16 protein-coding genes are annotated in these 19952 nt (G+C 65.7%); all 16 read left to right on the top strand.

All coding sequences use genetic code 11. The features are described from left to right. Positions 1–4: 4 nt before the first annotated feature. Positions 5–1432, top strand: a complete 1428-nt coding sequence (locus D4765_RS12955) for a UDP-N-acetylmuramoyl-tripeptide--D-alanyl-D-alanine ligase (protein WP_136642721.1) — start codon at positions 5–7, stop codon at positions 1430–1432. Next, positions 1429–2526 (top strand): phospho-N-acetylmuramoyl-pentapeptide-transferase, encoded by a 1098-nt coding sequence (gene mraY / locus D4765_RS12950; protein ID WP_136642720.1) that lies wholly within the window; start codon positions 1429–1431, stop codon positions 2524–2526. Before D4765_RS12955 ends, mraY begins: the two co-directional genes overlap by 4 nt. A gap of 1 nt (position 2527) precedes the next feature. Then, complete coding sequence (gene murD / locus D4765_RS12945) at positions 2528–4057, top strand: UDP-N-acetylmuramoyl-L-alanine--D-glutamate ligase (RefSeq protein WP_136642719.1); 1530 nt, start codon at positions 2528–2530, stop codon at positions 4055–4057. Positions 4058–4088: 31 nt separating this feature from the next. Next, a complete protein-coding gene (ftsW, locus tag D4765_RS12940) occupies positions 4089–5291 on the top strand; it encodes a putative lipid II flippase FtsW (RefSeq protein WP_237280421.1) in 1203 nt (400 codons plus the stop codon). Beyond that, positions 5291–6478, top strand: coding sequence for a UDP-N-acetylglucosamine--N-acetylmuramyl-(pentapeptide) pyrophosphoryl-undecaprenol N-acetylglucosamine transferase (locus D4765_RS12935; protein ID WP_136642718.1), 1188 nt, complete (start codon positions 5291–5293; stop codon positions 6476–6478). The genes ftsW and D4765_RS12935 overlap by 1 nt, the downstream gene beginning before the upstream one ends. Before the next feature lie 52 nt (positions 6479–6530). Next, the gene (gene murC / locus D4765_RS12930; protein WP_136642717.1) at positions 6531–7973 is read left to right on the top strand and encodes a UDP-N-acetylmuramate--L-alanine ligase; all 1443 of its coding nucleotides are present in this window, start codon (positions 6531–6533) and stop codon (positions 7971–7973) included. Positions 7974–8093: 120 nt separating this feature from the next. Next, complete coding sequence (locus tag D4765_RS12925; RefSeq protein ID WP_237280420.1) at positions 8094–9212, top strand: FtsQ-type POTRA domain-containing protein; 1119 nt, start codon at positions 8094–8096, stop codon at positions 9210–9212. A 185-nt stretch (positions 9213–9397) separates the two neighbouring features. Continuing rightward, positions 9398–10576: a cell division protein FtsZ gene (ftsZ, locus tag D4765_RS12920; RefSeq protein ID WP_136642716.1), complete on the top strand. Its 1179-nt coding sequence runs from the start codon at positions 9398–9400 to the stop codon at positions 10574–10576. Beyond that, a complete protein-coding gene (locus tag D4765_RS12915; protein ID WP_136642715.1) occupies positions 10573–11316 on the top strand; it encodes a YggS family pyridoxal phosphate-dependent enzyme in 744 nt (247 codons plus the stop codon). The genes ftsZ and D4765_RS12915 overlap by 4 nt, the downstream gene beginning before the upstream one ends. 40 nt (positions 11317–11356) lie before the next feature. After that, complete coding sequence (locus D4765_RS12910) at positions 11357–11890, top strand: cell division protein SepF (protein WP_136642714.1); 534 nt, start codon at positions 11357–11359, stop codon at positions 11888–11890. Positions 11891–11908: 18 nt separating this feature from the next. Then, positions 11909–12217, top strand: a complete 309-nt coding sequence (locus D4765_RS12905) for a YggT family protein (protein WP_272898628.1) — start codon at positions 11909–11911, stop codon at positions 12215–12217. Between the two features lie 65 nt (positions 12218–12282). Continuing rightward, a complete protein-coding gene (locus D4765_RS12900; protein WP_136642713.1) occupies positions 12283–12951 on the top strand; it encodes a DivIVA domain-containing protein in 669 nt (222 codons plus the stop codon). 16 nt (positions 12952–12967) lie between these two features. Then, positions 12968–13573, top strand: coding sequence for a signal peptidase II (lspA, locus tag D4765_RS12895; RefSeq protein ID WP_272898627.1), 606 nt, complete (start codon positions 12968–12970; stop codon positions 13571–13573). Between the two features lie 2 nt (positions 13574–13575). After that, positions 13576–14496, top strand: coding sequence for an RluA family pseudouridine synthase (locus tag D4765_RS12890; protein WP_136642712.1), 921 nt, complete (start codon positions 13576–13578; stop codon positions 14494–14496). A gap of 543 nt (positions 14497–15039) precedes the next feature. After that, positions 15040–18507, top strand: coding sequence for a DNA polymerase III subunit alpha (dnaE, locus tag D4765_RS12885; protein WP_136642736.1), 3468 nt, complete (start codon positions 15040–15042; stop codon positions 18505–18507). 137 nt (positions 18508–18644) lie between these two features. After that, complete coding sequence (gene hisD, locus D4765_RS12880) at positions 18645–19952, top strand: histidinol dehydrogenase (protein WP_136642711.1); 1308 nt, start codon at positions 18645–18647, stop codon at positions 19950–19952.

Below are 19952 nucleotides of genomic sequence, written 5' to 3'. Positions count from 1 at the left end.
ACCCATGATCGACCTGACCCTCGATGAGGTCGCCCGCATCACCGGCGGCACCCTTGTTCTCGGCGACCACGCCGTGGCACAGGGCACAAACGAATCGACTATCGTGAACGGGCTGGTCGACACTGACTCCCGCGAGATCGGCACCGGCGGTATCTTCGTTGCCAAGCCCGGCGAGTTCAGCGACGGGCACCTGTTCATTCCGGCCGCCATCGATAACGGCGCAGACCTGGTCATCTGCGAGAGAGTCATCGACGACCTCGCGGTGCCGCAGATCGTCGTGGCTGACTCGGTCGACGCTCTCGCGGCGCTGGCCACCGAAGTGGTTCGCCGCATCCGGGCCGGCGGCGTGCTGAAGGTCGTGGGTATCACCGGCTCGAACGGCAAGACCACCACGAAGAACCTCGTGCGCACCATTCTCGAACGCCGCGGCCCCACGGTTGCCCCGCGGGATTCGTTCAACAACGAGGTCGGCGCGCCGCTCACCATGCTGAAGCTCGAGAGCGACAGCCAGTACCTCGTGGCAGAGATGGGCGCCAGCAAGCCAGGCGAGATCAGCCGCCTCGTTCGCATGGCTCGCCCCGATGTCGGGGTGGTGCTGACCGTCGGCCTCGCCCACGCCGGCGAGTTCGGCGGCATCGAGAAGACGCTTCAGACGAAGACCGAGATGGTCACCGATCTGCTGAGCACCGACGTCGCCGTGCTGAACATCGACGACTTTCGCGTCGAGGGCATGGCGGCCAAGACGAGCGCCTCTGTGCTGTGGTTCGGCCTCGAGTCGGGGGCGGATGTTCGGGCCACCGACCTCGTCGCGACCTCCACCGGCACCACCTTCACCCTGAGCCTGCCCACCGGCGAGTCGCAGAGCGTGCGTTTCGGCGTTCTCGGGGAGCACCACGTCATGAATGCCCTGGCCGCGGCCGCGGTGGCACACACTCTCGGAGTTCCCCTCGCCGAGATCGTCGACGCCCTTCAGTCGGTCACCCGTGCCGAGCGCTGGCGCATGGAGGTGCTGCCCACGACGAAGGGCGTCACCATCATCAACGACGCCTACAACGCCAGCCCCGACTCGATGCTCGCCGGGCTGAAGACGCTCGCGCAGATCTCGGGCGAGGGCATCCGGCGCGTGGCGATTCTCGGTGAGATGAGCGAACTCGGCGAATTCTCGCTGGCCGAACACGACCGCATCGGGCGCACCATCGTCAGGCTCGGTATCGAACGTATCTTCGTCATCGGCGAAGGCGCGCGCGCTCTGCACCTCGCGGCCACGCACGAAGGCTCGTGGGACGGCGAGTCGGCGTTCTTCGAAACGGCTGATGAGGCATACGCTCTGCTCGAGACCGAACTGCGCCCGGGCGATGTGGTGCTGGTGAAGTCTTCGAACTCGGCAGGCCTGCGCTTTCTGGGAGACAGACTGGGGGAGCTGTTCGCATGATCACACTGATCGGCGCGGGTGGTCTCTCGATGATCTTCTCGCTGCTCATGACACCCGTCTTCATCAGACTGTTCAAGAAGCTGGCCTGGGGCCAGTACATCAATATCGACGGCCCGAGCAGTCACCAGGTGAAGCGGGGTACGCCCACGATGGGCGGCATCGTCATCATTCTGGCGACGCTGTTCGGGTACTTCGTGGCGCTGCTGGTCACCGGCAACCCGCCCTCGGTGTCGGTGCTCCTCGTGCTCTTTCTCATGGTGGGCCTGGGGCTGGTGGGGTTCATCGACGACTTCATCAAGACTCAGAAGAAGCGGAGCCTCGGCCTCGGGCCGAAGTCGAAGCTGGCCGGCCAGATCATCGTCGGTGCGGTGTTCGCTCTGCTGGCCATCCAGTTTCCGAACTCAGCGGGTGTGACGCCCGGCTCCACCCACATCTCCACGGTGCGCAACCTGAATTTCGACTTCCTCGGCTGGGGTCTGGTGATCGGCACCATCGCCTTCGTGCTGTGGATCGTGCTCATCGTCATGGCCACGTCGAACGCGGTGAACCTCACCGACGGGCTCGACGGCCTCGCGCCCGGCTCGGCGATTCTGGCCATCGGGTCGTTCGTCATCATCGGGTTCTGGCAGTCGAACCAGTCGTGCGCGAGCCCGACGCTCGATGCCGAAGTGGTGTTCAAGTGCTACGACGTGCGCGAACCGCTCGACCTTGCGGTCATCGCCGCGGCCATCGCGGGTGCGCTCGTCGGCTTTCTCTGGTGGAACACCAACCCCGCAAAGATCTTTCTCGGCGACACGGGCTCACTGGCCATTGGCGGCGCCCTCGCCGCCCTCGCCATCGAGAGCCACACCGAACTGCTGCTCGTTCTGATCGGCGGTATCTTCGTGATCGTCGCCGGCCAGGTCGTCATTCAGCTCACCTACTTTCGCCTCACCGGCGGTAAACGCATCTGGCGGGCCAGCCCACTGCACCATCACTTCGAGATGAAGGGGTGGGCCGAGGTCACCATTGTGGTTCGGTTCTGGATCATCGCCGGGCTCTGCGTCGCAGCCGGCGTCGGAGCGTTCTATCTCGAATGGATTCTGCAGGACTGACATGGCACACGACAGGCTTTCAACACTCACCAGCTGGCATTCCGACTGGAAGGGGCTGAGGGTCGGTGTTCTCGGCCTCGGTAAGACCGGGTTCTCGGTGGCCGACACGCTCGTCGAACTGGGTGCAGAGGTGCTCGTCGTGGCGCAGCGTGCCGACGACGCGCAGGTGCGGCTGGTCGAGGTAATCGGTGCGGCGCTGGTGCTCGACGAGCAGCTGGCGGCGGCCCCCGGGCAGCTTGTCGAGCTTCGGCCCGAGGTGCTGGTCGTGTCGCCGGGGTTCCACCCCGATCATCCGGTGCTCGAGTGGGCCGGCGAGCAGGGCATACCCGTTTGGGGCGACGTTGAATTGGCCTGGCGCTTGCGTGACAAGGTGCTGACGAATGCTGACGGTTCAAACCGGGCGCCTGCCGAGTGGATCGCCGTGACCGGCACCAACGGCAAGACCACCACGGTTCAGCTCACCGCCACGATGCTCGTCGAGGGCGGCTTCAGGGCGGCCCCCTGCGGCAACATCGGCATTCCCATTCTCGATGCCATTCGCGACCCACAGGGGTTCGATGTGCTGGTGGTCGAGCTCTCGAGCTATCAGTTGCACTCCACTTTCAGCATGTCGCCCTATTCCGCTGTGTGTCTGAACCTCGCCGAAGACCACCTCGACTGGCACGGGTCGTTCGACGCGTACGCTGACGCCAAGGCCCGCGTGTACACGAACACGAAGGTGGCCTGCGTCTACAACCGGTCGGATGCCCGCACCGAGTCGATGGTCGAGAACGCCGATGTCGTCGAGGGTGCCCGCGCCGTGGGTTTCGGGCTGGGGGTGCCCGGGCCGAGTGATGTGGGCATCGTCGACGGAATCCTCTGCGACCGCGCGTTCATCGACGATCGCCGCACGGCAGCTCGTGAGATCACGACCGTCGCCGACCTCGCCGCACGCGGCCTCGGTGCGCCGCATACCGTCGCCAACGTTCTGGCGGCCGCTGCCCTCGCCCGCAGTTTCGGCGTGAGCGTCGAGGCCATTCGCCGAGCGCTAGCCCGGTTCGAACTCGATCACCACCGCATCGAACTCGTCGCCTCGGCCGACGGGGTGAGCTGGGTCAACGATTCGAAAGCCACCAACGCCCACGCGGCGAACGCGTCGCTCGGTGCCTTCGACTCGGTGGTCTGGATCGCCGGCGGGCTGCTGAAAGGTGTCGATGTCGATCCGCTGATCAGGGGTCGGGCCGGCAGGCTGCGGGCTGTCGTACTGATCGGCACCGAGCGCGAGACTCTCAGAAAGGCATTCGAGCGACACGCGCCCGGGGTGCCCGTGTTCGAGGTCGACCACACCGAGACTGAAGAGGTGATGTCGGCCGCGGTGCGGTTGGCGGCGGCAGTGGCACTCGCGGGAGACGTGGTGCTGCTTGCACCCGCGGCGGCGTCGATGGACCAGTTCGTCGACTATTCCGACCGTGGCACCCGCTTTGCCCAGGCAGTACGCGACTTACTTGGAGGTGGGGCAGCTGACGAACACGATGCGCCGCCCCGGGGCTAGAAGCGCCGCCGATCATCCGTCGGCTTCGCGGATGCACACCGCGCGGGTCTCGGTGGGCCGGGCCTTTCAGGCCGAGTCGAGCAACTACTACTTTCTGCTCGGCACCACCCTCTTCCTGGTTGTGCTCGGGCTGGTGATGGTGCTCTCGTCGTCGTCGGTCGACTCGTACACCGCCCGGCAGGGCTTCTTCGGCACCTTCGCCAAGCAAGGCCTCTTCGCGCTCATCGGTGTGCCGCTGATGCTCGTCATCTCCCGCCTGCCGATGCGCTTCTGGAAGCGCTGGGGCTGGCTCGCCCTCGCGGGCGGCGCGGGTCTTCAGCTCATCGTGCTCTTCACTCCTCTCGGCGTCGAGGTGGGCGGCAACCTGAACTGGCTGTCGGTGGGCGGCATCAACATGCAGCCCTCCGAGCTCATCAAGCTCGGTCTCGTCATCTGGCTGGGTGTGATCCTCGCTAAGAAACAGCGCTACCTGCACCTCTGGGGGCACCTCGCCATCCCGGTCGTGCCCGTGGCCGGCGCCGGCGTTCTGCTGGTGATGCTGGGCGGCGACCTCGGCACCGTGATGATCATGGCCGGGCTCATCTTCGGCGCCCTCTTCTTCGCCGGCATCAAGCTCCGGATGCTCGCGGTACCCCTCATCATCGGCTCGGCCGCCATCGTGGTCATCGCGTTCTCGAGCGCAAGCCGGGTTTCGCGCATCGGGTCGTTTCTGAGTTCGGAATGCTCCGACTACGCCGACAGCTGCTGGCAGACCCAGCACGGGCTCTTCGCGCTGGCCGCGGGCGGCTTCTTCGGTGTGGGCCTCGGCAATTCGAAGGCCAAGTGGTCGTGGCTGCCGGCCGCCGACAACGACTTCATCTTCGCCATCATCGGCGAAGAGCTGGGCATGATCGGCGCTCTCGTGGTCATCGCGCTGTTCGTTGCTCTCGCCGTGGCGTTCCTGCGCATCGTGCGTTCGAGCAACGACATGTTCTCGAAGGTCGTCGCCGGTTCGGTCATGGTGTGGATCATCAGCCAGGCGTTCGTGAACATCGCCGTGGTGCTGGGGCTCATTCCGGTGCTGGGGGTACCGCTGCCGCTCATTTCGTCGGGAGGGTCGGCGCTCATCACCACACTCATCGGAATCGGTGTTGTGCTCTCGATCGCCCGCCAGCAGACCACGCCGGTCGGCGACGACGATGACGAACTCGTTCTTCCGGGCGCCCCTCGCCGGGCTCCGTGGGTGCGTCGCTGATGGCCACCTACCTTCTGGCCGGCGGCGGCACGGCCGGCCACGTGAACCCACTTCTCGCCACAGCCGACGAGCTGCGCCGCCGCGACCCCTCCGCTGAGATCATCGTGGTGGGCACGGCCCAGGGCCTCGAGGCCCGGCTCGTTCCGGCGAGGGGCTACGAGCTCGTGACCATCGCCAAACTGCCGTTTCCGCGTCGCCCCAACCGCGCCGCCGTGACGTTCGCGCCGAAACTGCTGCGGGTCATCTCCGACCTCGCCGCGCTGATCGTCGAGCGCCACGTCGACGTGGTGGTCGGATTCGGCGGCTATGCGGCAGCACCGGCGTATCTGGCGGCCCGGCGGGCGCGGGTGCCGCTGGTCATCCATGAAGCCAACGCCAAACCGGGGCTCGCCAACCGGCTCGGGGCCCGCTTCACGCCCTACGTCGGCGTGGCTTTTCGGGGAACAGAGCTGCCGCACGCGCGGTTCGTTGGCATGCCGCTGCGAGCCGAGATCGAGACGCTAGAGACAGCTGAGGCTCTCGCCGAGGCGCGCATCGAAGGCCTCGAGCTGTTCGGGCTTTCAGACGACATGCCCGTACTGCTGGTCACCGGCGGATCGCTCGGCGCCGAACGCCTGAACAGCGCGGTCTTCGCCTCGATCGCGCCCATTCTCGCTGCCGGCTGGCAGGTTCTGCACATCGTGGGCGGTCGCTCGACACTGGTCGACCCCGAGATCTCGGGCTACCGGATGCTCGCCTATTCCGACCGAATGCATCTCGCTCTCGCGGTGGCGTCGCTCGCGGTCTCGCGGGCGGGCGCCGCGACGGTCTCAGAGCTTGCGGCGCTCGGCGTTCCCTCGGTGCTCGTGCCCTACGCGGTCGGCAATGGCGAGCAGCGCTTCAACGCGGCCGACGTGGTTGCGGCGGGCGGTGCGATTCTCGTCCCCGACTCCGATGTCACGCCTGAGTGGGTGGCGTCGACATTGGTGCCGCTGCTCGGCGAGCCTGACCGCGTTGCCGCCATGGCCCGGGCGGCGGCCAGTGTGGGCGTGCGCGACGGTTCGGCGCGCACGGCGAACCTCATCGGCGCTGCCCTCACCGACGCGGCCGACGTCGAGTACACCCCGAACGACGATGGCTCGATCGATGGCGCCCCCATTGATGGCGCCCCCACTGATGACGCCCCGGGCAAGGGTGCCGCAGAGTGAGCGTAACCTTGACGCTTGCCCGCACATCCTGCAGAACAGAAGGTACCCCCTCGTGATCAAACCCGACCTGACCCTCACCATTCCGGCGGAGCTCGGCGCGGTGCATTTCGTGGGCATCGGCGGTGCCGGCATGAGCGGTATCGCACGACTGTTCATCGCTGCCGGCGTGACGGTCACCGGTTCTGACCGCACCGATTCGAAAACCGCCCAGAAGCTGCGCGCGCTCGGGGCCACAGTGCACGTCGGCCACGACGCCGCAAACGTCGGTTCGGCTGACACGCTCGTGGTCACCTCGGCGCTCTGGCCTGACAACCCCGAACTCGTCTACGCCGAGCAGCACGGCCTGCCGGTGCTGCATCGCTCGCAGGCGCTGGCCTGGCTCGTGAACCGCCGCCGGCTCATCTCGGTCGCCGGGGCGCACGGTAAGACAACCTCCACCGGCATGATCGTGACCGCGCTGATCGGCCTGAACGCCGAACCGAGCTTCGTGAACGGCGGTGTCATCTCCGCGCTCGGCACGAGTTCCGCCTGGGGCGACGGTGAGCTGTTCGTGCTCGAAGCCGACGAATCCGACGGCTCGTTTCTGCTCTACGACACGGCCGTGGCCCTCATCACCAACGTCGACCCCGACCACCTCGACCACTACGGTTCGACCGAAGCAGTCGAAGATGCCTTCGTGACGTTCGCCGACGAGGCCAGCGAGCTCGTGGTGATCTCCTCAGACGATGCCGGTGCGAAGCGTGTCGACGCGCGGCTCGCCGCCCGGCAGCCAGTAGGCGCGGGGCAGACCCGCTCCGGCGGGCGCGTACTCACGTTCGGTCAGGCAGCAGACGCCGACGTGCGGGTGCATTCGATCGTGGCCGAGGGTGCGGTGTCGTTCGTGATCGACTACCTCGGTGAGAGCTATGCGGGCGCGCTGCGGGTGCCGGGCATCCACAATGCCATCAATGCGGCGGGCGCCTTCGCGGTGCTCGTGGGCACCGGCTTCGACCCCGCCGCCTCGCTCGCCGCCCTGGGCGAGTTCGACGGCACCGGTCGCCGATTCGAACTGCACGACACCGTTCGCGGTGTGAGCGTCTACGACGACTACGCGCACCACCCCACCGAAGTGGATGCCGCACTCACCGCCGCGCGTACAGTGGTCGGTACCGGGCGCATCATCGCGGTTCATCAGCCGCACCTCTACAGCCGCACCCAGCTGCTCGCCGGCGACTTCGCCGAAACGCTCGAGCGCACCGCAGACTTCACCGTGGTGCTCGACGTCTGCGGAGCGCGTGAAGACCCGGTGCCCGGCGTCACGGGCGCGCTCGTCTCCGGGCGGTTCGCCGATCAGAGCAAGGTGGCCTACATCGCCGACTGGCAGCAGGCGGCCGACTTCACCGCGTCGATCGCGCGCCCCGGCGACTTCATCGTCACCCTTGGCTGCGGCGACGTGAACCTGCTCGTTCCGCAGCTGCTCGGCGCCCTCGCGGTGCCTGTGGCTGCGGGTGCGTAATCGGAGGCGCCCGTGAAGCGCCCCAACGGATTTCCGCCACCGCCCCCGCCCGAAGCTCCTGCTTCGGCACAGGGATCGCCGCGCGCGCCGAAGGCGCCGAAGGCCTCGAAGCGTCCCGCAGTGGTTCGTGACGGAGCTGACACCGCCGGCGTTGACGCAACCGCGCCCGCTCCCGCTCGGTCGTCGGCCACGCCACCCCGCCTGAAGACGACCCGGTGGCAGACGGCTGAGCCCGAAACCCGCACCGCAGACACCGAGCCGGGTTCGGCGAACGCCACCCCGGCCACTCCGGGCGGATCGAAGCCCGGCAGCACGAAGCCCATCGCACAGAACCGTGCCGCGAAGCCACCCACCTCTTACCCGCAGGGAGCCACCCCTGCCTCCGCCGACTCCGCCGCGCCGCGACCGACCGCGACGGTCAAGACCGCCATCGGCGCCCCGCCGAGCCGCTCACGCAGCGACGAAGCACTCGCACGCAAGAACGTGCGGGTCGCCGAGCGTCGCCGTCGGCGTTACGAGCGAGCCGAATCCCGCCGGTTCACCGAGCGGTCGCGTCGTCGTCGCCTCACCTGGTTGATCTCGCTCGGAACCCTCGTGGGTCTCATCGTGGTCGTCGTCGTCACCGCATACTCACCCCTGTTCGCCGTGCGCTCGGTCAGCATCACTGGCACGAGCCGCATCGACGCCGCGCAGGTGGAGGCCGCGCTCTCGGGCCAGGTGGGCCGCCCATTGGCTCTGGTCGACTACGGCTCCATTCAGTCTCAGCTCGCCGCGTTCCCGCTGATCCAGAGCTACTCGACCGAGTCGCAGCTGCCGAACACACTTGTCATCCGCGTCGTCGAACGCCAGCCCGTCGGCTCGATCGTGAGTGCAAGCGGCGCCGGGTTCGACCTGGTCGACCCCGCGGGTGTCGTCGTTGAGCACAGCGACGCCCGCCCGGCCGGCTTTGCGCTGATCGACCTGGCCGGAACCCCCGTCGGCAGCCCCGGCTTCCTTGCCGCCACGACCGTGCTGCGCACCCTGCCCGCAGACCTGCTGGCCAACGTCGACTCCATCAGCGCCGCTACGCCAGATTCGGTGACGATGGTGCTCGGGGGAGTGGGCCAGAAAGTCATCTGGGGCAGTTCGGCCAACAGTGCCCTGAAGGCCCGCGTGCTCGACAAGCTCATCACGACCCAGAGCGCGAACGAGAAACTGACGTACGACGTGTCGAGCCCCGAAAGCCCTGTCGTCGAATGACGTGCGTGCGGCATCCGATGCCCGATTCTGGTCGCCGGTTCGCGACACGCGGCGCGGCTAAACGCGCAGCCCACTACATCGACCATAGGTTCGTCGTAGGAATTGCATACTGAGCATAACATTAACTGTCAACCTGAGGTTGAAAGTATGCGCCCGTTGACACTAAATGAGCCCGGAGGCCAGACGTGACGTCAAACCAGAACTACCTCGCCGTAATCAAAGTCGTCGGTATCGGCGGTGGTGGTGTCAACGCCGTCAACCGCATGATCGAGCTCGGCCTTCGCGGCGTCGAGTTCATCGCCATCAACACTGACGCGCAGGCGCTCCTGATGAGCGACGCCGACGTGAAACTCGACGTGGGCCGTGAGCTCACCCGCGGTCTCGGCGCCGGCGCCGACCCCGAGGTCGGCCGCCGTGCAGCAGAAGACCACGCCGACGAGATCGAAGAGGCGCTGGCCGGCGCTGACATGGTATTCGTCACCGCCGGCGAAGGTGGCGGTACCGGTACCGGTGGCGCTCCCGTCGTGGCCCGCATCGCCAAGTCGATCGGCGCTCTCACCATCGGTGTCGTCACCAAGCCGTTCGGCTTCGAAGGCAAGCGCCGCATGTCGCAGGCCGAAGACGGCGTTGCCACGCTGAAGAACGAGGTCGACACCCTCATCGTCGTGCCGAACGACCGCCTGCTCGAGATCAGCGACCGCGGTATCAGCATGCTCGAGGCGTTCTCGACTGCCGACCAGGTGCTGCTCGCCGGTGTTCAGGGCATCACCGACCTCATCACCACCCCTGGCCTGATCAACCTCGACTTCGCCGACGTGAAGAGCGTCATGCAGGGTGCAGGCTCGGCCCTGATGGGCATCGGGTCGGCGAGGGGAGCCGACCGGGCCATCAAGGCCGCGGAGCTGGCCGTCGCGTCGCCCCTGCTCGAGGCGAGCATCGAGGGTGCCCACGGCGTTCTGCTCTCCATTCAGGGCGGGTCGAATCTCGGCATCTTCGAGATCAACGATGCTGCCAAGCTCGTGCAAGACGCCGTGCATCCCGAAGCCAACATCATCTTCGGTGCCGTCATCGACGACACGCTCGGCGACGAGGTACGGGTCACCGTCATCGCGGCCGGGTTCGACAGCGGAGATGCCAGCTCGTCGGCCGAGTCGAAGAAGGCGTTCCCCGCTGTTCCGAACGATGCCAGCGACCTGTTCGCTTCGAGCTCGGCAGCGCCGCTTCGCCGCGACCGTGCAGAAGAGCCGCCCGCCGCGGCATCGTGGGCGCAGACCCCCGAGCACAGCATCACCGGAACAGCGCAGCTCGACCCGGCGTCTGACGACGACGACTCCGACCTCGACGTTCCCGACTTTCTGAAGTGAGCTCGAACGAGGGCGGCCCCGGCCTCGCCGAGCGGCTCGCCCTCGTTCGGCAGCAGATCGGCGAGGCGGCCAGCGCCGCCGACCGGTCGAGCGATGAGCTGACCCTCATCGCCATCACCAAGTTCCACGACGAGTCACTCCTGCGTGAGCTCGCCGCGCTCGGCGTTCGCGACTTCGGCGAGAGCCGGCACCAAGAGGCGCGTGACAAAGCGGCGAACCTCGCCGATCTTGACCTCACGTGGCACTTCGTGGGGCAGATTCAGAGCAAGAAGGCCCGGCAGATCGCGGCGTACAGCGCGGTCATCCACTCGCTCGACCGCGCATCGGTCGCCGACCTGCTCGGTACGACGTTGTCGTCGTCGCCTGAAACCGTGCTGAAAGCTGCAGCGTCGGCATCGGATGCCCGGCCACCGGTCGACGTCTTCATCCAGGTCAACCTCACCCCCGATCCCGCCCGCGGGGGAGCAACTCCCGGCGACCTTGAAGCCCTCGCAGAGCATGTCTCCGGGCTGGCCGGCCTCCGCCTCAGAGGAGTCATGGCGGTCGCTCCCCTCGGCGAGCCGGCCCGGCCCGCCTTCGAGCGCCTGCGGCTGCTCTCAGCCGCGGTACAGCGCATCGACGCCGGTGCAAGCGCCATCTCGGCCGGAATGTCGAACGACTTCGCCGACGCCATCGCCGAAGGTGCGACACACCTACGAATTGGGTCGGCAATCACCGGATTCAGGCCCGTGCAACGTTAATCTCGTTACCAGGCACCCGCAATCACCTCCGGAGGATCACATGGCCAATCCACTACGCAAGACGATGGTCTACCTTGGGCTCGCAGACGAAGAGCTCGAGTACGAAGAGACCCCGGCATCGCCGGTCGCCCATGTGGCACACCCGCAGGCTGAAGCCGCCCCCGTGCAGCGGGCGCAGGCGTCTGCCGGTCACAACAACTCCGCACACAACGGTGCCGCGAACAACGCGGGCCGTGCTCCGGTCACCCCCCTCCGTCGAACCCAAGTTCAAAAGAATGTGGCGCCGCTCGAAATGAATGAAATCCTGACCGTTCACCCCAAGCAGTACAAAGACGCTCAGATCATCGCCGAGAGCTTTCGCGAGGGCATCCCGGTCATCATCAACCTCTCGCAGATGACCGACGCCGACGCGCGCCGCCTCATCGACTTCGCTGGCGGCCTCTCACAGGGTCTCTACGGCAAGATCGAGCGCGTCACGAGCAAGGTGTTCCTGTTGTCGCCGTCGCACGTCTCAGTTTCAGGTGAGGCCGCAACCGACGCTCGCGCTGAGGCATCGTTCTTCGTTCAGTCGTAGTCCAGTCATAATTGACGAGTGGGTTCACTAGTCGGTCTTATCGCAACAGTCGCGTACTTCGCGCTCCTGCTCTACTTCTTCGTGATGTGGGGCCGGTTCATTCTTGATCTGGTGCGCAGTTTTCAGCGCCAATGGCGCCCGCAGGGTGCCGTTCTGGTGATGGCCGAGGTCGCGTACACGGTGACAGACCCACCCATAAAGTTTTTTCGGCGCGTCATCCCTCCGCTTCGCGTGGGGCCCGTTGCCTTTGATTTCGGGTGGAGCATCGTAATGCTCCTCGTGGTCATACTGCTTTCGGTTACGAGTTACGTACGCTTGATTGCGTGACGCATGTATCGTAGTTTGTGAAACGCCCATAACTCTCAAGTCTCAAGTAATAAAGGTGGAAGAACATGCCGTTAACTCCAGAAGAAGTGGTTAACAAGCGCTTCTCGCAAACCCAGTTTCGGGCAGGCTACGACCAAGATGAGGTCGACGACTTTCTCGATGAGGTAGTAGTAGAGCTTCGTCGCCTGATTCAGGAGAACGAAGAACTGCGTGCCGGTATCGTTCCCGCCGCGAGTGCAACCCCTGCCGCCAGCGAAGAGGCTGCGCCCGTCGAGGCCGCACCCGTCGCTGACGACACCGCCGTGGTCGACGTGGTCGACTCCGATGACAGCCAGGCCGCACCGGCTCCGGTTGCTGCTGCTCCCGTCGCCGCCCCGGTCGACGGCGACGACGCACAGAGCACCACCAGCCTGCTGCAGCTTGCTCGCCGTCTTCACGACGAGCACGTCAAAGAGGGCGCCGACAAGCGCGCCGAGCTCATCGAAGAGGGCCAGGCAACCGCTACGCGCCTCGTGGCTGAGGCTGAGGCCAAGCAGCGCACCGAGCTCGCGAAGCTCAACCAAGAGAAGTCGGGCATCGAGCACCGTATCGACGAGCTGCGCTCGTTCGAGAAGGAATACCGCCTGAAGCTGCGCGGGTACATCGAGGGCCAGTTGCGCGACCTCGACTCGTCAGGTTCAGACAGTGGAGAAGCGGCGGCTCCGGCCTCCAGCTTCCAGGGTTTTGGGGCCTGACGCCCAAACAACGACTGTGAGCCCTGAAACGGGCCGCTCAAGAAGGGTCAGCCCACGTGCGCTGGCCCTTCTTGTGGTTGTCGCTGTTTTCGTCTATGCGATCGACCAGATCGCGAAATACCTGGTTGTCGCCAACCTGCCCTTGAACCAGTACGTTCCTGTATTCGGTGACGTGCTGCAATTCTTCTATGTCACCAACTCCGGCGCAGCCTTCTCCATCGGCAGTGCCTACACCTGGATCTTCTCGGTGCTGGCCGCCGCCGTGTTCGTGTTCATCGTGTGGTTCTCCCGGCGCATCCGCTCGCTTGGCTGGGCCGTGGTCTTCGGGCTGCTTCTCGGCGGGGTTCTCGGCAACCTCACCGACCGCCTCTTTCGTGAGCCCGGCTTCGGCATCGGGCACGTTGTCGACTTCATCAAGATTCCGCTGCTGCCCGCCATCTTCAACCTGGCTGACACGGCCATCTGCGCTGCCATGGTGGTCTTTCTGGTGCTGACAGTGATGGGCGTCGGCCTCGACGGTCGTCGTGCGCCGAAGACCGGTGAAGCTACCGAAGCGGCCCCCGAAACCACGCAGAGCCTCGAGCCCGGCGCCGGGCATCCCGACCGCACCGAGGCCGAGTAGCTGTGGAGTTTCGCCAACTACCCGTTCCCGACGGGCTCGACGGTGACCGTGTCGACGCCGGCCTCGCCAAACTGCTCGGCTTCTCGCGCAACTTCGCGGCCGACGTCGTTGAGGCCGGGGGAGTCGTGGTCGATGGCCGTGTCGTCTCCAAGTCAGACAAGTTACGCCGAGACTCCTGGCTCGAGGTCAGCTGGGCGCCGCGAGAAGAGGTGCGCATCGTCGAGACTCCGGTCGACAACCTGACGATCGTGTACGACGACGATGACATCGTGGTGGTCGACAAGCCCGTGGGCGTGGCCGCGCATCCGTCGGTCGGCTGGACGGGCCCCACCGTTCTCGGCGCACTCGCCGCGGCGGGCTACCGCATCTCGACGAGCGGAGCCGCTGAGCGCGCCGGAATCGTGCACCGCCTCGACGCCGGCACCAGTGGGCTGATGGTGGTGGCTAAGTCGGAAGACGCCTACACGTGGATGAAGCGCCTCTTTCACGACCGTGAGGTCGACAAGATCTACCACGCGGTGGTGCAGGGGCACCCAGACCCGTTGGCGGGTACGATCGACGCCCCCATCGGCCGGCACCCGAAGAGCGACTGGAAGTTCGCCGTCGTCTCAGACGGCAAGAACTCGGTGACGCACTACGAGACCATCGAGGCGTTTCCGAGCGCATCGCTGCTCGAGATCCACCTCGAGACCGGCCGCACGCACCAGATCCGCGTGCACATGTCGGCGCAGCGCCACCCGTGCGTGGGAGATGCGATGTACGGCGCCGACCCCACGATGTCGGCGAGACTCGGGCTCACTCGGCAGTGGTTGCACGCTCTGAAACTCGGATTCGTGCATCCGGCATCGCGTCAGTATGTGTCGTTCGAGACGACCTACCCCGACGACCTGCATCACGCGCTCGACCTGCTTCGAAATGATTGACCGACCAAAAGTAGGGCTATAGTGAGGAGTAGTCACTATATTCTTGTATATGAACGACAGGTGTCGATGCCTTTTCGATCGAGTCTTAAGGTGCGCCCAGCCGTTCGAGACGCAGGGTACCGCAGTAGAGATATCTCGGTACAACTGATGTACGCCATGATCATCGTGAGCATTGCGTGTACGGTCGGAGCGCGTGTCGTGGTGAACACCTTTTGGGAGATATTTTTCCAGGTAATCCTTATCGGTGCGGAGTGGCTCGGTGTTTTGGCATTTGCCGCATGGATCGTTTCGCGAATCGCCGTGCGCCTGATTATCGGTCGGCGGCGATGGTCGCGTTGGTAGAGAGTTCTTCGAACAGTCTCGATCCATCGACTGAGCAGGCCATTCGGCCGAGCTGTTGACGCCGAGCTCTGCTGCACAGTGGCTAAACTGAAGGGTCTCTCCTTACCCCAGAGGCGAGGTCGTACCCCCTAGCTAGCCGGAGAATCTGTGCCCACCCGAGACAGCTCATTCGTTCATCTTCACGTGCACAGCGAGTACTCGATGCTCGACGGGGCCGCCCGGGTTAAACCCCTGATCGAAGCCGCTGTTGAGCAGGGCATGCCCGCTGTGGCGGTCACCGATCATGGCAATGTCTTCGGTGCATTCGACTTCTGGAAGACGGCGACCGACGCCGGAATCAAGCCCATCATCGGCACCGAGGCGTACATCACGCCCGGCACCCACCGCAGTGACAAGACACGCGTGAAGTGGGGCGGCCCGAACTCCGGCCGCGACGACGTCTCCGGCTCGGGCGCGTACACGCACATGACCCTGCTGAGCGAGAACACCGCCGGCATGCACAACCTTTTTCGTCTGTCGTCGCGCGCGTCGCTTGAGGGCTACTACTTCAAGCCCCGAATGGATCGCGAGCTGCTCGCGCAGTACTCAAGCGGCCTCATTGCGACGACCGGGTGCCCGTCGGGCGAGGTTCAGACGAGGTTGCGCCTCGGTCAGTACGCCGAAGCCGTGAAGGCGGCCTCCGACTTTCGCGACATCTTCGGCCGCGAGAACTACTTCTGCGAGATCATGGATCACGGTCTCGGTATCGAACGCCAGATCATGGGCGATCTGCTGCGGCTCTCGAAAGAGCTCGACCTGCCGCTCGTGGCAACGAATGACCTGCATTACACCCACGCGCACGACGCGACGAGCCACGCCGCTCTGCTCTGCGTGCAGTCGGGCTCGACGCTCAGCGACCCGAACCGGTTCAAGTTCGATGCCGACGAGTTCTATCTGAAGAGTGCCGCGGAGATGCGGCAGATCTTCCGCGATCACCCCGATGCCTGCGACAACACGCTGCTCATCGCCGAGCGTTGCGAGGTCAAGTTCGACACCTCGGCGAGCTACATGCCCCGCTACCCGGTGCCCGAAGGCGAGACCGAAGACACCTGGTTCATCAAAGAGGTCGAGAAGGGCCTCGTCGACCGGTACCCCGGCGGCATCTCGCAGGCGGTACGCGAGCGGGCCGACTACGAAGTCGGCGTCATCGTGCAGATGGGGTTCCCCGGTTACTTCCTGGTGGTCGCCGACTTCATCAACTGGTCGAAGAACAACGGCATTCGGGTCGGCCCGGGCCGAGGCTCCGGTGCCGGCTCGATGGTGGCGTACGCGATGCGTATCACCGACCTCGACCCTATTCGCCACGGGCTGATCTTCGAGCGTTTTCTGAACCCCGACCGCGTCTCGATGCCCGACTTCGACGTCGACTTCGATGATCGTCGCCGCGGCGAGGTGATTCGCTACGTCACCGAGAAGTACGGTGACGAGCGCGTGGCGCAGATCGTCACGTACGGCACCATCAAGGCCAAGCAGGCACTGAAAGACTCCTCGCGCGTGCTCGGTTTTCCCTTCGGTATGGGTGAGAAGCTGACCAAGGCGATGCCGCCGCCCATCATGGGTAAAGATATTCCACTGTCGGGAATCTTCGATCGCGATCATCCGCGATTCAAGGAGGCGGCCGATGTGCGGGCCGTCATCGAGGCCGACCCCGAAGCACGCACGGTCTTCGACACCGCCGTGGGCATCGAGAACCTGAAGCGCCAGTGGGGCGTGCACGCGGCGGGTGTGATCATGTCGAGCGACCCGCTGATCGACATCATTCCCATCATGAAGCGTGAGCAAGACGGCCAGATCGTCACGCAGTTCGACTACCCGGCCTGCGAGTCGCTGGGTCTGATCAAGATGGACTTCCTGGGGCTTCGAAACCTCACCATCATCGATGACGCGCTCGACAACATCCAGTCGAACCGAGGGTTCAGGCCGGTGCTCGAAGACCTCGAACTCGACGACGTGCCGGCGTACGAGCTGCTGGCACGGGGCGACACCCTCGGGGTGTTCCAGCTCGATGGCGGGCCCATGCGGTCGCTGCTGCGCCTGATGAAACCCGACAACTTCGAAGACATCTCGGCCATCCTCGCGCTGTATCGCCCGGGGCCGATGGGTGCCGACTCGCACACCAACTACGCGCTGCGAAAGAACGGTCTGCAGCTCGTCACCCCGATTCACCCCGAGCTCGAAGAACCGCTGCGCGAGGTGCTCGGCCAGACCTACGGGCTGATCGTGTACCAGGAGCAGGTGATGTCGATCGCGCAGAAGCTCGGCGGGTTCACGCTCGCCCAAGCCGACCTGCTGCGCCGCGCGATGGGCAAGAAGAAGAAGAGCGAGCTCGACAAACAGTACGAGGGCTTCTCGAAGGGCATGAACGACAACGGCTACTCGAACGCCGCCGTCAAGACGCTGTGGGACATTCTGCTGCCCTTCTCCGATTACGCGTTCAACAAGGCGCACTCGGCGGCGTACGGGGTCATCTCGTACTGGACCGCCTACCTCAAAGCGCACTTCCCGGCCGAGTACATGGCGGCCCTGCTCACGAGCGTCGGCGACTCGAAAGACAAGTCGGCGATCTATCTGAACGAGTGCCGGCGCATGAACATCACGGTGCTGCCGCCTGACGTGAACGAGTCGATCGGGTTCTTCGCGGCGGTGGGCGAAGACATCCGGTTCGGCCTCGGCGCTGTGCGAAACGTGGGTTCGAACGTGGTGGAGGGCATTCGCGAGTCGCGCGAGAGCAAGGGGCGGTTCACGTCGTTCCACGACTTCCTGCAGAAGATTCCGATGCAGGCGACGAACAAGCGCACGGTCGAATCGCTCATCAAGGCGGGCGCGTTCGACTCGCTCGGCAACACGCGGCGCGCGCTCGTCGAGATTCACGAGGGTGCCGTCGAGGCCGCGGTGAGCGAGAAGCGGGCCGAGGCGAACGGGCAGGTCGGCTTCGACTTCGACAGCCTGTGGGATGCCCCGCAAGACAATCGGCAGGTTCCCGACCGGCCCGAGTGGGCGAAGAGAGACAAGCTGGCCTTCGAGCGCGACATGCTCGGGCTCTATGTCTCCGATCATCCACTTGCCGGGCTCGAGATCGCGCTGGCCAAACATGCCTCGACGACCATCACCGAGATGCTGACGAGCGAGTACACGAACGACGGCGACACGGTCACGGTGGCCGGGCTGATCACCAACGTGCAGCACCGCGTGGCGCGCAACTCGGGCAACCAGTACGGCTCGATCGTGGTCGAAGACTTCGGCGGCGAGGTGACGGCCATGTTCATGGGCAAGGCTTACCAGGAGTTCGCGCCCGCCCTCACGAACGACTCGATCGTGGTGCTGCGGGGGCGGGTGAGCATCCGCGACGACGGAATGAACCTGCACGCCTTCAGCGTCTTCACGCCCGACCTCGGGCAGCAGGGCGGTGGCGGCCCCATCGAGATCTCGATGTCAGAGGCGCGGGCGACGACCGACACCGTGCAGGCACTGAACGACGTGCTGATCAGGCACGCGGGTGACAACGAGGTGCGGCTGAAACTCATCAAGGGGCAGACCGCGCGGGTGTTCGAGATTCCGTTCAGGGTGCGGGTCACCGCAGACCTGTACGGCGAGTTGAAGTCGCTGCTCGGGCCCTCCTGCCTGATGTAGGGGTGCGGGCGCTGGGGGCGTCTGCGCTGGGCTCTCTGTGCTGGCCTGTCTGCGCTGGCCTGTCTGAGTCGGGCTGTCTGAGTCGGGCTGTCTACCCCAGAGCCCCGGCCCGGCGCCTTGGGTAGAGTGGGGGAGCTATGATCCAGACCATCGATTTGCGGGGCCAGACCCCCTCCCGTGCCCAGTTGCTCGACCTCGTACCGCGGGCGGTGACCGATGTCAGTGTCGCCACAGAGGCCGCAGAGGCTCTCATCGACGACGTTCGCTCCCGCGGGGTTGCGGCCCTGCGCGAGCAGGCCGAGCGGTTTGACGGCGGTGAGGCGGCGAGCGTGCGGGTGCCCGAGAGCGAGATCGCCGATGCCGTTGCGGCGCTGGCTCCGGATGTTCGGGCGGCGCTCGACGAGGCCATCGACCGTGTGCGTTCCGCCACTGCGGCGCAGATTCCCGCGGGCCAGCTCACCCAGCTCGGCGACGGCGCCGTGGTGGAGCAGCGCTGGCAGCCGGTCGACCGGGTGGGGCTCTACGTTCCGGGCGGTAAGGCGGTGTATCCGTCGAGCGTGGTGATGAACGTGGTTCCTGCGCAGTCGGCGGGAGTGCAGTCGATTGCGCTGGTCTCGCCGCCGCAGCGGGAGTTCGGCGGGCACGTGCACCCGGTCATCCTGGGGGCCGCTGGGCTTCTGGGCGTCACGGAGGTGTACGCCATGGGTGGTGCCGGCGCGATCGGTGCGCTGGCGTACGGTGTCGACGACATCGGGCTCGAGCCCGTGCAGATCATCACCGGCCCGGGCAACGTGTACGTCGCAGCGGCGAAGCGGCTTGTGCGCGGTCGCACCGGTATCGACTCCGAGGCGGGGCCCACCGAGATTCTCATCATCGCCGACGAGACGGCCGACGCGCGGTATGTTGCGGCCGACCTGGTCAGCCAGGCAGAGCACGATGAGCTGGCGGCGGCGGTGCTGGTGACGACGTCACCCGCGTTCGCCGGGGAGGTTCGGGTCGAGCTCGAAGGATTCGCGGCGGCTACGCTGCACTCGGAGCGCGTGCTGGTCTCCCTCGGCGGGCAGCAGTCGGCCATCGTGCTGGTCGACGATCTTGCCGCGGCGGCACGGTTCAGCGACGCATACGGGCCGGAACACCTGGAGATTCAGGTCTCTGACTCGGAGGCGGTGCTGGCGAGCATCCACTCGGCCGGAGCCATCTTCATGGGCTCGTACTCGCCGGTGAGCCTCGGCGACTACCTCGCCGGGTCGAACCACGTTCTGCCGACGGGCGGGCAGTCGCGCTTCTCGTCGGGTCTCGGGGCATACACGTTCTTGAAGCCCCAGCAAGTCATTCGCTACGACAAGGCCGCGCTCGAGGCGGTGGCCGGGCGAATTCACGCGCTGGCGCACTCAGAGAATCTGCCGGCGCACGCCGAAGCGGTCGAGGCGCGGTTCGGGCACTGA

The organism is Subtercola vilae (assembly GCF_004923255.1).
GTDB lineage: Bacteria > Actinomycetota > Actinomycetes > Actinomycetales > Microbacteriaceae > Subtercola > Subtercola vilae.
This window is presented reverse-complemented; position numbering and strand designations above follow the sequence as displayed.

Bases quoted from the DNA above. Each gene is read 5' to 3' on its own strand.
- D4765_RS12935 (WP_136642718.1), top strand. From the start codon at position 5,291: ATGGCCACCTACCTTCTGGCCGGCGGCGGCACGGCCGGCCACGTGAAC.
- murD (WP_136642719.1), top strand. From the start codon at position 2,528: ATGGCACACGACAGGCTTTCAACACTCACCAGCTGGCATTCCGACTGG.
- hisD (WP_136642711.1), top strand. From the start codon at position 18,645: ATGATCCAGACCATCGATTTGCGGGGCCAGACCCCCTCCCGTGCCCAG.
- D4765_RS12900 (WP_136642713.1), top strand. From the start codon at position 12,283: ATGCCGTTAACTCCAGAAGAAGTGGTTAACAAGCGCTTCTCGCAAACC.
- D4765_RS12955 (WP_136642721.1), top strand. From the start codon at position 5: ATGATCGACCTGACCCTCGATGAGGTCGCCCGCATCACCGGCGGCACC.
- dnaE (WP_136642736.1), top strand. From the start codon at position 15,040: ATGCTCGACGGGGCCGCCCGGGTTAAACCCCTGATCGAAGCCGCTGTT.
- D4765_RS12910 (WP_136642714.1), top strand. From the start codon at position 11,357: ATGGCCAATCCACTACGCAAGACGATGGTCTACCTTGGGCTCGCAGAC.
- mraY (WP_136642720.1), top strand. From the start codon at position 1,429: ATGATCACACTGATCGGCGCGGGTGGTCTCTCGATGATCTTCTCGCTG.
- ftsW (WP_237280421.1), top strand. From the start codon at position 4,089: ATGCACACCGCGCGGGTCTCGGTGGGCCGGGCCTTTCAGGCCGAGTCG.